The organism is Streptomyces prasinopilosus (assembly GCF_001419695.1).
Lineage (GTDB): Bacteria > Actinomycetota > Actinomycetes > Streptomycetales > Streptomycetaceae > Streptomyces > Streptomyces prasinopilosus.
On sequence record NZ_LIRG01000896.1, the window covers coordinates 1 to 1,327 of the forward strand.

Annotated in this window: 1 protein-coding gene; it reads left to right on the plus strand. The window is 76.9% G+C overall.

Going from position 1 to position 1,327, the window contains the following annotated elements:
* Window positions 1–1,327: trypsin-like serine protease (locus tag AOK18_RS28140; protein WP_107100375.1), on the plus strand; the 1,327-nt coding region annotated here is incomplete at both ends.

Sequence of the window (1,327 nt, forward strand, 5' to 3'; positions counted from 1 at the left end):
GGCGGGGGCGGCCGCCCCCGGAGCGGCCCGGACCCCCGGCGCCGACCACCCGTCGCCCGCGATGCTCGAGGCGCTCCGGCGCGACCTGGGCCTGACCTCGTCGCAGGCGTCCGCGCGGCCCGCCAACGAGGCGGAGGCGGGTGCCCGCGCGGGCATCCTGCGCAACGCCCTGGGCGAGCGGTTCGCCGGCGCCTGGGTGCGCGGGGCGGCCTCCGAGGAACTCCACGTCGCGACCACCGACCCCCGGGACACGGCGGCCATCGAGGCCCAGGGCGCCGAAGCCGTCGTCGTCCCCCGCTCGCTGGCGGTCCTCCGGGCCGCCAAGGAGAAGCTGGACGCGGCGGCCGCCGCCCGCGACACCGCCGACACCCCGCTGTGGTACGTGGACGTGCCGGCGAACCGGCTCGTGGTGCAGGCGCGGACGGTGTCGGCGGGTGCCGCCTTCGTCGGGGCCGCCGGGCTCGACGACCAGGACCTGACCCTCCTCGTGTCCGCGGACCGGCCGCGGCTGCTGCAGGACATCACCGGGGGCGACGCCTACTACATCGAGGACACCGCCCGCTGCTCGGTAGGGTTCTCCGTGACCCGGGACGCGCGGCAGGGCTTCGTCACCGCCGGCCACTGCGGCGACCGGGGCGACACGACCACCGGTTTCGACCGGACCCCGCAGGGTGTCTTCCAGGACTCCGTCTTCCCCGGCAGGGACATGGCGTGGGTGGGCACCGACGACCCGTGGACGGCCACCCCGGGTGTCAGGGCGCAGGACGGCCAGGAGGTGCAGGTCACCGGCTCCGTGGAGGCCCTCGTCGGGGCGTCGGTGTGCCGGTCCGGTTCGACCACCGGATGGCACTGCGGGACCATCCAGCAGCACGACACCAGCGTCAGCTACGCCGAGGGCACGGTCGACGGGGTGACCCGGACGACGGTCTGCGCCGAGCCCGGCGACTCCGGCGGCCCCTTCGTCGCGGGCACCCAGGCGCAGGGCGTCACCTCCGGCGGTTCCGGTGACTGCACGCGCGGCGGGACCACCTTCTACCAGCCGGTCAACCCGATCCTCGCCGACTTCGGCCTGACCCTGACCACCGAGCTCGCGCAGACCCCGGCACCGGACCCGCAGGACGGTGCCGAGGGCGCATGGGTCCCCGGCCGCGTCTACCCGGCCGGGGCCACGGTGACCCGCGACGGGGTCCGCTACCGGTGCCTGCAGACGCACCAGGCCCAGAGCGCGTGGGCGCCCGCCGGCACGCCGACGCCGGACGGGCTCCGCGGAGCGGGACGTCAGAGACGCTGCCACAGGGCCGGCGTGCCGGCGGGCGCCCACGCGCTC